8 protein-coding genes and 2 pseudogenes are annotated in these 12301 nt (G+C 44.2%); 6 read left to right on the forward strand and 4 right to left on the reverse strand.

The features are described from left to right. Positions 1–76: 76 nt before the first annotated feature. Together QUA13_RS29165 and QUA13_RS29170 are read right to left on the reverse strand one after the other, a co-directional pair. Positions 77–733: pseudogene (locus QUA13_RS29165) on the reverse strand (response regulator); the annotation flags it as partial. Then, positions 730–3555 carry an ATP-binding protein gene (locus QUA13_RS29170; protein ID WP_333204161.1) on the reverse strand — a complete coding sequence of 942 codons (2826 nt, stop codon included), beginning with the start codon at positions 3553–3555 and terminating at the stop codon, positions 730–732. The pseudogene QUA13_RS29165 and the gene QUA13_RS29170, both read right to left, overlap by 4 nt. Positions 3556–4378: 823 nt before the next feature. Between QUA13_RS29170 and QUA13_RS29175 the strand changes: the two are divergent. Next, positions 4379–4570, forward strand: a pseudogene (locus tag QUA13_RS29175) (transposase); the annotation flags it as partial. A gap of 13 nt (positions 4571–4583) precedes the next feature. On the opposite strand, the gene QUA13_RS29180 reads toward QUA13_RS29175, so the two are convergent. Further along, on the reverse strand, positions 4584–6035 hold the full coding sequence (locus QUA13_RS29180; protein WP_333204163.1) for a hypothetical protein: 1452 nt from the start codon (positions 6033–6035) through the stop codon (positions 4584–4586). A 608-nt stretch (positions 6036–6643) separates the two neighbouring features. On the opposite strand from QUA13_RS29180, the gene QUA13_RS29185 reads away from it, so the two are divergent. Together QUA13_RS29185 and QUA13_RS29190 are read left to right on the forward strand one after the other, a co-directional pair. After that, entirely contained in the window at positions 6644–8143 is a 1500-nt protein-coding gene (locus QUA13_RS29185) for a GUN4 domain-containing protein (protein ID WP_333204165.1), read from the forward strand. A gap of 306 nt (positions 8144–8449) precedes the next feature. After that, the gene (locus tag QUA13_RS29190) at positions 8450–8629 is read left to right on the forward strand and encodes a hypothetical protein (protein WP_172193071.1); all 180 of its coding nucleotides are present in this window, start codon (positions 8450–8452) and stop codon (positions 8627–8629) included. Positions 8630–8741: 112 nt separating this feature from the next. Here QUA13_RS29190 and QUA13_RS29195 read toward each other — a convergent pair whose 3' ends face one another. Further along, positions 8742–9269, reverse strand: coding sequence for a P-loop NTPase family protein (locus QUA13_RS29195; RefSeq protein ID WP_172193072.1), 528 nt, complete (start codon positions 9267–9269; stop codon positions 8742–8744). A gap of 355 nt (positions 9270–9624) precedes the next feature. On the opposite strand from QUA13_RS29195, the gene QUA13_RS29200 reads away from it, so the two are divergent. The 3 genes from QUA13_RS29200 (at position 9625) to QUA13_RS29210 (ending at position 12228) form a co-directional block, all read left to right on the forward strand. Continuing rightward, entirely contained in the window at positions 9625–10182 is a 558-nt protein-coding gene (locus tag QUA13_RS29200; RefSeq protein WP_333204167.1) for a nucleoside monophosphate kinase, read from the forward strand. A 311-nt stretch (positions 10183–10493) separates the two neighbouring features. Then, a complete protein-coding gene (gene rph, locus QUA13_RS29205; RefSeq protein ID WP_333204169.1) occupies positions 10494–11219 on the forward strand; it encodes a ribonuclease PH in 726 nt (241 codons plus the stop codon). A gap of 118 nt (positions 11220–11337) precedes the next feature. Continuing rightward, positions 11338–12228, forward strand: coding sequence for a hypothetical protein (locus QUA13_RS29210; protein WP_333204171.1), 891 nt, complete (start codon positions 11338–11340; stop codon positions 12226–12228). Positions 12229–12301: the final 73 nt, after the last annotated feature.

The following is a 12301-nucleotide window of genomic DNA, read 5'->3' on the forward strand; positions in this document are numbered from 1 at the left end:
ATACGTGAATACCACGTTTTCTATAGTTGTTTTTTTGTCAAGTACAATTTATACCAAATTAGATGAGCTTACCCTGGATATTATTGGAGATAAAACTAACTGGATTGTTAATTTCGTGAGCCACCCCAGCTACAAGTTGACCAAGGCAAGCCATCTTTTCACTTTGAACGATTTGCACTTGAGCTTTTTTAAGATTATCCAAAGCTTGAGAAAGTTCAGCCGTTCGTTCTTCCACCCGTTTTTCTAACTCCTGCGCGAGCTGATGTAACGCTGCTTCTGCTGCGAGCCTGTCTTCTATTTCCCGTTTGAGAAGCTGATTTTTATCGGCAAGAATTTTAGTAAGAGAACGCAGCTTTAAATGGAGGTTGACGCGAGCTAACACCTCCTGTTGTTCAAAGGGCTTAGTAATGTAATCCACCGCCCCTAAATTAAAGCCTTTGACTTTATCTCCTCTGTCAGAAAGAGCAGTCATAAAAATTACCGGAATTTCGTTTGTCAGCGGACTTGCCTTCAGCCGATGACTGGTTTCAAACCCATCAATTCCTGGCATCATCACATCTAAAAGAATCAAATCTGGCTGACTGTATTCAGCCTGTTCGATGGCAGTTTCGCCATCAATTGCTACCAATATTTCCCATCCTGAACCAGCTAAAGCTTCAGAAAGCACGTCCAGATTGCTAGGGTTGTCATCGACGATTAAGATGGTGCTTGTTTCCATATTTGCTGCCTTCATTCTTTTTCTATCCTGTGGGATGTAATAAACTCTTTGATTTTTTTGACCTGATAGCCTTGGGCTAACTGGCGCAGCTCAACAGCAAAGGACACAAATTTCTGATCCAATTTCTCTAGGTGCTCACTGCGCTTCACAATTCCTTTCACGTTGCCTCTCATCGCCAGTTCAAATAAAAGTTCCATTTCTCCTGGTGGGGGAGCCATGAAAGAGGTCGATTCAGAAAGTGATGTAGGAGCAGAGGCAAGGGGAATTGTGCTGATTTTTTCCTTTTTTCGTTCGTCATATATCCATTCAATTTCCAAATATTTTTGCAACATTTCAAATAGCTCTTCTGCCTGCACTGGCTTACCGAGAAAATCGTTGGCTCCACGCTCCAAACTTTTATGTTGATCTGTAGCAAATACACTGGCAGATGAAGCAATGATTGCCGCTTCTTTATAGTCTGGCAAATTTCGGATACGGCGCATCATCTCAAAGCCATCTAATACTGGCATCACCAAGTCAGTGATAATCAGATCGAACTTAAACTCTTCTACTTTTTCTAAACCCTCTTGACCGTTTTTAGCTTCGGTTACTTCAAATCCGAGGGGTTCCAGCAGATTGACAATGACGGAGAGATTTTCCCATTTGTCATCCACAACCAAAACTTTCTGCTTTCTACCTTGGTAGCCAACGAGTTTTCGTTGCTTGGCAATAGTGGTTGTATTTGCCCAGTCTGCCGCTTCCCGTAAATCCAAATCTAGCCAAAAAACACTGCCTGCTCCTGACTGACTTTTTACTTGAATGGTACTACCCATCATTTCAACAATTTTTTGGCTAATTGTTAAACCGAGGCCGGTTCCTTCCGCCTGACGCTTGCTGTCTCCTACCTGTTCAAAAGGCAAAAATATTTTTTTTAATTGTTCTGGTGTCATACCAACGCCAGTATCTTCAATTTGAAACCGAATTTTGTGAATTGGTGAGGCTGGCTTTTGCTCATTGCTTTTTACCTTTTCGCCTGTCCCATTTTCCAGATGTTCTATCTTAAAAGTCACCCCTCCAGCGTTGGTAAACTTAATTGCATTGCTCAGTAAGTTAATGAGTACCTGTCGCAACCGTTTTTCGTCAGCGTGGATACCAGGAGGCATTTCAGAACTTGGTTGATAAACAAAAGCAATTCCTTTTTGTTCGGCTCGGATGCGGCAAATTTCTGCGACTCCCTGCAAAAAGGAAGGAAAATGGAAATCTTTCGCGTACAGTTCCAATTTCTGAGCTTCAATTTTAGCGAGGTCTAAGATGTCATTGATCAGGGTTAGCAGGTGGGAGCCACACTGGTGAATAATACTGATGCCTTGGAGTTCCTTCGGGCCCATCGTTTTCGAGCGTTCTAGGATTTGAGCGTATCCTAAAATGCCATTGAGTGGCGTTCTCAATTCGTGACTCATATTCGCTAAAAATTCACTTTTAGCTTGGTTGGCAGTATCAGCAATTTGTTTGGCTTCCGTGAGTTCGGCGGTGCGTTCTTCTACTCGGATTTCTAGCTCGGAATTGGTTTTGGCTAGCGCCTCAAAGGATTCGCGCAACTGTTGTGCCATCAGGTTGAAAGACTGACCCAAAACTTCTAGTTCTTCTACGCCTTTTACCTGCACATTTTTCTCTAAGTCGCCACTGGCGATCGCCCTAGAAGCTGCGCTCAAATGGAGAATCGGGCTGGTAATCCAGCGTGCGGTTAAGATTCCCAAAACGGTAGCCAGCGCCAAGGCTCCCAAACACAACAAAATGGTAGTCTGGGTATTGGCGTTAATTTGATCCATGAAATCGCTTTCAGGAACTACGACCACGATCAGCCAGTCCAATCCTCGGCTATCCTGAAAGGGCATAACTTGGAGGAATTGCCGGTGACCGGCGATCGTAAAATCCAATTGCTGAGATCTGCTAATTTTAGTGAGGTCGCCAAAGCGTTCTTTTAAATGCGCTGTTGTCAGCCGAATTAAATCATCTGTGCTCTCTAAAGCATTCAGGCGATCGAGCTTGTCATTGTTGGTGATAAATGCTTCTTTGAGAGTTGAACTGCCTACTAGGAGTCCAGAACGTTCCATAATGAATGTCTGTCCTGAACGACCGATGTTTAAGCTCTGCAGGAAGTCACTGAGGAAAGAGATCAGAAAATTAGCAACGAATACCCCGCGCAGCTCGCCACTTTCGTCATAAACTGGATGTCCGGCAGGAAGCGAGAGCGTTTTCTGACCTGTAAGCGAAAAAATTTCGCTCCATGTGGGCTTGCCTAAGCGTACACTGTCTTTATACCATGAACGGCTGAGTATATTGTAGTTGCGGGAGACTTTTAAGAGCTTCGTTTGATTGCCTTTGCTATCAGATTCATAAATATGAAGTTCATTCCGATGCTCTTTGTTTGCTATTTTAAAAACTACTTTGCCATTCTCTTGGCGTTCAATGGCAATGAACTCTCCAGTTTTAGTAGCAAAACCCATATTGGGCAGAGAAGGAAAGGCTTGAATTTGCTCCCACAAATAGCGCTCCGTACTCTCCAATTCGTCTGGATTTAAGTATCCTAGTCGAATGGCATTGGCATTCAGTTGATTGACGCGAGGGGCTGTATCTAGGTATGTGTTGAGCTGCTGCTGGATGCGGGCCGTAATTTCACTCCGCAACTGGCTAGCAACTTCGTTGACTGCTTTTTGCCCGTTGCGTAAGGATAGCCAGCCTGTCAGCCCGACGGCAGCAAAGATTTGCACGACGAATGGCAATACTAAAATTAGGCGAAGTGACAGCTTTTTTTGAGAACGGTTTGACAGAAAAGTGGTTGGAGAGATGTGTGACATTGATTGGTGTTACTCCTGGGGTAACGAGTTGGCTGAAAAATCTCAGTGGATTTAGTGAAATGAGGCTGAGGAAATATATATTGAAAAGCAATCTATAATAGTTATTGAAAATTTTTAGACAGTAACTTGCTTTAACAAGCATGGCTACTTAGGTGTTTACTATGAGAGCGTTATAATTATAGCTGACTAAAGATGCTGACGCGCCTGATTTTTTTTACTAGCATTTGTAAAACTTTTTACCATTAAAAAAAGCAGTTAGCAATCCTATCTAATAGATTACTTGGTTTACAGCTATTTATAGTAGTTTTTAACTTTACTTTACAGATTGGGTCTCAAAAGTATTATTTCATCAAACTTACATATATATTGATATAATATACGTCTAAAAAATTTGACCCCTCTGGCTAAAAACATGGCACGCCAGGCCGCTGAGAACCCTAACGGCGGTCTAACTAACTACTGCGCTGAAGATTTGATGCACAACCCTGCCGGTGACTCTCGTAGACAATGCCGATCGCACATGAACCTTTACAATTCCAGCAAGTTTTATTTGCAGGAGTTACAGCAGGGTAATTGCTAATTGCTAATTGGGGAGGAAAAAAATAAGTAAAGCGGTGCAGCAGAGGGGATTATGACACAGGATAGGAGTTAGGGCTATTCTTTTAATTCTGGGAAACTATCTAAGCTTAATAGTGAATTTGGTATTATGGTGAACATATGGCTGGCAATGATTTTAAGGTTCTTCAAATCCTAGAGGCTAGGGTTTGTCATCAGTTGATGTAAAGGAAGGTCAAGTAGAGATACAGCCGACTAAGGGGATTCGATCGCCAGGACAAGCCACCGTTTTGCCCTACGGGATGAACAGCGGGAAGGATCAAAGATTTGTTGCCTGGACGTGAAGGTTATTTGTGTGCGACAGCCTGCCTACAATCGGTTGTTCGTGGAAGCGGTGTTGTACCGCTACGGATCGGGCATTCTGTGGGGAGACTTGCCCGAACAGTTTGGGGACTTCCGAGTGATGACACGCCCTAACGCGGGGCTATTCGTTGCAGTTCTTTGGCTTGTTCTAAAATTTTCTCGAAGTCTTCTTCGCTCAATCGCTGAATGTAGTTGATTTTGAACTCTTCTAGGAAGTCGCACAGCAGCAGTTGTATTTCTTGCCAGGTGTGCTGCTGTTGCAGTTCGGTTCCTAAAGCTTGCCCGAAATGTTGGACTAGCTGGCTTGAGAGTTTGATGCTTGTGGGGTCTTCGCTGGCGATTTTGAAGGCTTCGTAGGCATCTTGGGGGCCGAGAGTGACTAATTTTGAGAGTTCTGCAACTAATTGCTGTGCTAGCTGTTCGGGCAGGTTTCCCAAGCCGGGTACTTGCTTCCATCCTTGATAGAGGGGGGATTGTTTGAGGAAGCTTTCAATATTGTACCGGAGGAGGGCTTCTAGGTCTGGCTGGAGTTGAGGGAGGACTTTGTAGACCGTTATTTGCACTAGATGGGTGGCGATCGCTTCTATTTCATTGATATTGTTGATGTCTAGATAGCGCTGTTTTGGGGATTTAAAGAGTTGACGAGCTAGTTCGCCTGTGGTAATTGATTGTTGCATCTGGTTGATGAGTTGAATTACTACTACTTCTGTCAATTCTTGGGCGAAGTTGGCGACGAAACCTCGGCTGATTTGGCTGCGTATGGGTTGGAGATCCGGCATTTTGGCTTGGTGGATGCGAATTGTGACGGGTAATACTCGCAACAGCCGCCAGAAAGGGAGGAGCAGGAAGATGTCGTACCATCGCCAGAGCATGGCTGCTCGCCAAGTGACGCTGCGGTGGCGGCGGCTGATCGAGTAGGTACGGGCTAGAAATTCGATCGCGAATATGGCAATAAATGGCAGGTCGATTTGCCAGAAGTTATCGGTGAATTCGCCGTTTTCTCCGATCTCGCGGTAATAGTTGGTGGCGATTAATGGCTTGATTTTGGCGTCAAACCAGTTGATTTCTTTTTGCCAGCCTTGTTTGTTTAAATAGTCTGGGCTCCAGAATGTTTGGAATGATTGTTTAGCCGAGTCTTGCGGATTCGGGGCGCGATCGCGCATCCGGTCTTTTATTTTTTCTAGGGTGCCGCTTTTTGATGCTACTCGAAAGGGATCTTCGTCGATCATTTTCGCGCTCAGATTGTTTATTTCCTGCAATTTAGCTGCTACTTGGGGGGAGGGCAAGCCTGTTTGCACTACTTGAATTTTTAATTCTTCTAAGGTTTCTAGATATTGCTGGGTGTCTCGGTGGGGTTTAATTCCTTTAAATGGGTCGTATACTTGAGTGAGAGCTGGCAGTTGCCGGAAGTAGAAATCTCGCCAGGGTACGTAACTTAAGTCAAATATTACTAGGCTTAAATTTCCTAGGGCGACCAGTGCCATTAACCGCTCGAACCAGGGTACTTTTGGTGATTTTTTGTGGGAGTTTGAAGTTGGAGAGGGCTGTAGTTTTAGTGTCACTGGCGGTTCCTTATTAAGTAGACAGATCTAAATAGATGTAACTGGTAATAGCTGAAAAAAGGAAACAGGGAAAACTGGCTAATTGTCTGGTTCCGCTCGGATTGCAATCGAGGAAGCTAGTATTTATTTTAACGTGCGTTTGTTGGGGAATTTTGAATTGTTGATTTTGCCTGGTTAGGTAAAAAAATATACTGGTAAAATATTAAAGTCGATCGAACTTGACGGAAGCTGTGGCTCCCGTTAGTCTGCTTCTCTCTGGCAATAAAATTATATCTCAGGCGGAATCCTAAGTTTTTTTTCGGCGTTGCAGAGCTAACTGGGCTGGTAATAAATTACTATTTCTGTTTAATCTGCTGGCTATTTGACCGCTAAATCAAATCTATTGCACGGATCGAAGTCTAAGGTTAGATTTGGGCTTCGAGTTTGAGGTCAAACCCTCAAGAGAGTTATACTTGCTCAGGGGCAGTCGGGCGAGAACGCCTCCTCCGATCGCGAGGGTGGCTGCCTCCGTAAGGTTCGAGGTCTAGCCTCTACAACAACCAGCTCGCGATCGGACTCTTGAATAATATAAAACCCTGAGTATAATTTTGTTCGCATTTTTTTAATATATGACATACTGCCTTAATCTCGATTGCCCAAGAGACAAGCGTCAGAACCCACCAGGCACAAAGTATTGTCTTAATTGTGGTTCAAAGCTGCTGCTAAAAGACCTTTATGCAGCAACTGAACCGCTGCGCGACGGGGGATTTGGCAGGACTTTCCGAGCTGTCAATCATGGAAAGTTTGAGGAATTGTGCGTGATCAAACAGTTGTCACCCCCTCAAGAGTTCCAACGGAAGCCCGCTCATTTTAAAAAATATGTTCGACTGTTTGAACAAGAGGCAAGGCGGTTATACGAACTGAAACACCCGCAAATTCCTCAGTTAATTTCTTATTTTGAGGAAGATGGTCGCTTGTATTTGGTGCAAGAGTTTATTGATGGCAATAATTTAAAAGATGAATTAGAAAAGTACGGTGCTTATAGCGAAATTAAAACTAGCGAACTGCTGTTAGATTTGTTGCCTTTATTGAAGTTTGTTCACGAGAGAAATGTAATTCACCGCGATATTAAGCCTGAGAATGTGATCCGCCGATCTCGCGATCGTAAGTTAGTTCTGATAGATTTTGGGGTTTCCAAACAGGTAGTAGCTGCTGCTCCGGCGAAAACAGGAACTAAGTTGGGAACTCCCGGCTACGCGGCTCTAGAACAGCGTCACGGTAGGGCTGTTCCTGCTAGCGACCTTTACAGTTTGGGGGTGACTTGCATTCGGTTGCTGACTTCTGTTATGCCTTATCTCGACATCTACGGGGACATTCACGATGACCTTTACGACCCGCTTGAAGGCCGGTGGCTTTGGAGGGAGGCTTTACCAAAAGGAACACTAATTAGCCAGGATTTAGGTCAGGTTTTGGATAAGTTGATTCAGGAATACGTTAAAGACCGCTACAAATCTGCTGTGGAAGTTTTGGAGGCTTTAAAACCTCCTGTTATTGTTGTGCCAGCGCTGGAAAAGTTGCAGCAGGCAACTGTTGTTAGTCCTTCGGTTCCAACTCAACCTGTGACTGATACTCCGCTAGTTTCTGAGAATTTAGAGTCGGAAAAAGGTATTGATTATTCTCACTTGGCAAGGTTGCTGGCTGCTAAAAATTGGCGGGGTGCTGATGAGGAAACTTCTGTGAAAATGCTGGAGGTGATGGAGCAAGTTTCACGGGGTTATTTGAGCGAGGAAGATATTAGGAAGTTTCCAGCTAAGGATTTGCAGACTATCGATCGACTGTGGGTGCGGCACAGTCACCGCAGATTCGGTTTTTCTGTGCAAAAGGCTTTGTGGGTAAAGTCAGGGGGAAAGGCTGGTGTTTATGATGCTACAGTTTGGGAGAAGTTTGGCGATCGAGTGGGCTGGCGGGTTAACAGCGAGTGGGTATACTATTCGGAGCTTAATTTTACTTCTAAGGCAAAGCCTGGACATTTGCCGGGGGGGACTGTTTTTGGGTGGGAAGGCGGGGTTTTGTGCGGTGTTTTGGGTTTGGGCGGGATCTGGTTTCTACTGTCGCGGCGGGATTTGTAGAAGGAAGGTAGAAAGTAAAAGGCACAAGGCAGAAGTTATTAGTCACGCTGCACGCTGGCGAAGTGGAAGTGTTAGTAATTAAATAGTTTTGAGTTGCGAATTAAAGAGTTAACAAGTTTTGGGTTTAATCATATGTTATGTAGAAAATAGGTATAAAAAAAGCGGAAAATAAGATATAATTACAAACCATTTTTTTTGTGCTATGTTTTGAGAGAAGGGCAAGTTTAAAAAGTCAAAAGCCAGCCCTAGGCCCTGAATAAGTATCGTTGACTGGCTTTGGCTCCAATTTACCAAGGAGATATAATTATGTTGCCAGAAAAACGTCTCAAGCCGTGGACTGTAGTTCGCTCGCTTCCGAATGTCGAAAAGGTGGTTGTGGGTGAGTTTCGCAGTTGGTCTGATGCAGACGGTCATTTGAAAATTCTCAAGCGGATGGTTCCGGCGGATCGATTGAGTGTTGTGTTCGATCCGGTAGTTCAAGCGTAATGTTGTTGCTAAATTGATAAGCGTGCGATCGCTCTTTGAGCTAAGCGATCGCCTTTTTTTTACATAAAAAATGCGACCGCTAAAAAGGCGATCGCAACTTGAATTATTGCCATTAACTGCGGCGAATTTCAGTAATTTGGTCGGCAACATCCAAAATTGTTTGGGGCATGGATGGCCCGGTAAAAATCATATCCAAATGATGCGGCTTGCTGTCAATCAATGCCACTACTTCTGCTTCGGGAATCAAGCCCAAATTAACCGCTAAACTCAATTCATCGAGAATAACTAAGGCATAACGACCTTCGCGCACCGCATTTTGAACGTACTGCCACAATTGTTCGATCGATCGCGTCTCAAGCTCATCTAAATCTGCCTGGTCAATGCAGCGGGGCAAATCGCAGCGCACCCAATCTAAATTTTGCCCCAGCCGCACCGGATGCTGATGCCCTTGATTAATTCCCCCTTTGAGAAACTGCACCGCCAGCACCGGAGCTCCCTGTCCTGCAATTCTGAGGGCTTGAGCCATGACACTGGTAAAAAAGCAGCGGTGCGGGCCTGTAAAAACTTGCACCAGCCCTTGAACTGTGTAGGGCAAGCTGTGGGTTAAATTGAGTTTAGGGGTTTGTAACTGAGCAACCATAGGGCAATATTTAATCAGCAACTAAGTCTTGAGTGCAGCTTCGACCTTGGCGCGGCTGAAGCCTGCTTGACAATATATAGTGTACTGGGCCGAGTGCATATCCGATCGAACACTAGATATACAAGTTGTCAAAAGCTAGCGGCAGTGGCATTCGCAGTCGTTTGTGCGATTTTTGAACTCAATTAGCACTTACGCAAAAATCGATTTTTTTTACCAAAATACGGCGGGGAGCGCCTTAGTTAGATAGTTAGAGGGTGAAAAAGCAAGGCGATGAGAGTCTTGGGAAGTCCAGGACTGTTAAGAAAAGCTACACATCGCGTAGAATTTGAATGTCGCGGCACTAGGAGCAAGCACTGTGAGATTGGTGATTCTGGGAGGGCCTGGAGCGGGGAAGGGAACGCAGGCTGAAAAACTGTGCAGCAATGTGAGCATTCCTTTGCTTGCAGTAGGGGATATTCTCCGCGCGGAAATCGCAGGTGAAACAGACTTGGGCAAGTTCGCGGTGCCTTATGTGGAAAAAGGGGAGCTAGTTCCCGATGAAATTTTGATTAAATTTATCGGTCGTCGGCTGCTGCTGTGGGATGTCTTTAATGGATGGGTGTTGGAGGGATATCCGCGAACGGCTTTTCAAGCTGAGGAGTTGGATTTTTTGCTGAACGATTTGGCTCAGCAGCTAGATTGGGCGATTTGGTTGAAAGTGCCGATCGAGGTTTTGCTGAGCAGGTCGATCGAGCGCGATCGAGCGGATGACCACCCTGAAATTTTACAGCGTCGGCTCGATTTGTTCCACGAACGCACTATTCCTCTTTTAGAGTATTACGAATACCGCAACAAACTGTTAACTGTCAATGGCGACCAATCCCCTGAACAAGTCCAGCAGGAGCTTCTCAAATTGATCGAGGCTAAGGGCTAATAGTCATACCATTTTAGATTTTAGATTTTAGATTGAATGACTGCATATGTAACGAATCAAAAAAAGCCGGAATATTAATGCCCACTTCCAATTTTTAATTCCCAATTACCCATCAATACTTCGGACAGTTTTTTAACGGCCCTGTAAGCCTTACAGAGAAAGCCCTGCCATTTTTAACGCATTTTAGGAAACTTAGGGCTGGACTTAAACCTTGAAATAATAGTCCACCATATAGCCAGTCTGGGTTTCGGACACTCGATAATATATAAAACTGTCCGAAGTATTGACCCATTACGAATCACCTAAATATTATGTCTTTTCAGCGTCCCGACGGCCGACAACCCAATCAACTTCGTCCGATTAGTTTCGATCGAGAGTTTACCAAATTTGCCAGCGGCTCGGTGCTAGCAAAAAGTGGCGACACTCAGGTACTTTGCAGCGTTACAATCAAGCCTGGAGTGCCGAGATTTTTGGAGAATACCGGACAAGGTTGGCTAACAGCGGAATACCGAATGTTACCAGGATCTACGCCGCAGCGCCAAGAGCGGGAATTTATGAAATTATCGGGACGCACTCAAGAAATTCAGCGGTTGATTGGGCGCAGTTTGCGATCGTGCTTGGATATGCAGCTATTGGGAGAACGCACAATACTTGTGGATGCGGATGTTTTGCAAGCGGACGCTGGGACTCGCACGACTTCTATTACTGGCGGGTTTGTGGCTGTGGCTGATGCTTTGAATAAGTTGGTGCAAAAAGGTGATTTAGTGCGATCGCCCATTATTCGTCAAGTGGCGGCCGTGTCTGTGGGACTTTTGGAAGGCGAGCCATTTTTAGATTTGAATTATCTTGAAGATGTGGCGGCTGAAATTGATTGTAATGTGGTAATGAATGGAGATTTGAACATCATCGAAATTCAGGGAACTGCGGAAGCAGGAAGTTTCAGTCGGAATCAGTTAAATCAAATTTTGGATTTGGCAGAAATAGGGATCCATGAATTGTTGGAGGCTCAGCGGCAGGCTTTAGTCAGCAGTCATTAGTCATTAGTCAGCAGTCAGTTTTATGTACTCGATCGGGCAGATGAATAAAATATAAGCCTGTCCGTGAATCAGAGGTTAGCTAAGTAGAACGTTAGTTTGGTCTAGGAGAGTATTAGTAATGACTAAAATCGATTTCAAAGACATTCGCACTCACAAAGGTAGTCAACATGAAGGATTTGAAGAACTATGCTGTCAACTTGCATCATTTGAGAAAGTACCAAAAAACTCTATTTTTCGTCGCAAATCGGGTGCTGGAGGAGATGCTGGTGTTGAATGTTACTGGCGATTACCTAATGGAAATGAGAAGGCTTGGCAAACAAAATATTTTCCTGATAAATTGGGAGATAGCCAATGGGTACAAATTGATAAATCCGTTAAAGCGGCTTTGGATAAACATCCCAATTTAATTGAATATATAGTCTGTTTGCCCATTAACCGTACTGAAGGACGCAAGGACGGAGAAAAATCCCAAATGGATCGCTGGGATGAGCGTGTTCAAACATGGGAAGGATGGGCTAAAGAACGTGATATGACAGTTGAGTTTGTCTATTGGGGAGAATCAGAAATTCTTGAAAGGCTTTCTCGCCCACAACCTCAGTATGCTGGTCGTGCCTATTTTTGGTTTAATAAACAAGAACTAACTAATGAATGGATGATTCAGCGTTTTCAAGAAGTTAAAGAAAATGCTGGGGCACGCTACACCCCAGAAATTCATGTTGATTTACCAGAAGCTCAAATATTTGAAGGACTTGGTAGAACCGATATTTTCTTTGAGCGCATTGATAACTTATACAGTCAGCTTTATCGAAAGTGGAAAGATGCCAAGAAGCCATCAGAAGACTTACAGGAGAAAGTTCCTAATGTAGCTAACTCTTTAAACAATCTGAGTAAAGATGTCAACTTACTCATCACTGCCTTAAAAAAAGCATCTGATAGACAGGCATTGTCACTAATTGATTTTGATTCAATTGCTTGTTTGTCAAAAAAACTTTGGCAATATGATAGGTAATTGCTCAACTAGGGGAAAAAAGGGAGCCATGAATAGAGAGGGCTTGTTGAATAGCTTGATAAGCAGTTAAGCC

The sequence above is a fragment of the Microcoleus sp. S28C3 genome, assembly GCF_036700785.1.
In the GTDB taxonomy this organism is placed as follows: domain Bacteria; phylum Cyanobacteriota; class Cyanobacteriia; order Cyanobacteriales; family Microcoleaceae; genus Microcoleus; species Microcoleus asticus.